This is a genomic window from Vibrio sp. 1580, from assembly GCF_033340055.1.
On the sequence record NZ_JAWOVT010000491.1, the window covers coordinates 1 to 583 of the forward strand.

Consider the following 583-nt stretch of genomic DNA (forward strand, 5'->3'; position numbering starts at 1 on the left):
GTCGAGCCATCACTTTTGTGGTGACGCATGATATTCCCAACAACGACGTCTTTCTCGATTTGATAATGGATGAAGAGGATGAGTGGATCGCTTATGCCTACATTCTTGGTCGCGATGGCGGCGTGCCTTTGGTTTATACCGATTTGGATACCAGCGGCATTAAGAACAAAAACGGAAAGCCAAGATGGAAAGACGCTTGGAATGATCCTCGTATGGCGAAGATGATTGCGTTCCACAATGTGACTCATGGCGAATCAATGACGGTACTGGAAGGGAATGACGATATGCTAGTGCTAAAACGCGGAGAGAAAGGTATTGTAGTGCTAAACAAATCCACGCGCGCACAATCGCTATCGCTAAAGACAGAGTGTGATTGGTTCGATTTGATGTCAGATCAAAGCGTTAAAGCCGGGATAGAACTGAAGGTTCCGGCAAAGTCGTTCATGTTATTGGTGCAAAAATAAAACCGGCGGCAGAAGACAATAAAAATGAGCTCAATAGGAGCTCGTTTTTATTTGAATCGTCAAAGCCGTTATTGGCATTCATTCACGCAACATTCGGCACGAAGAAAGTCGATGACATC

1 pseudogene is annotated in these 583 nt (G+C 44.9%); it reads left to right on the forward strand.

Features of this window, described 5'->3' with window-relative positions:
• Nucleotides 1-464, forward strand: a pseudogene (locus R7093_RS26760) (alpha-amylase); the annotation flags it as partial.
• Nucleotides 465-583: the final 119 nt, after the last annotated feature.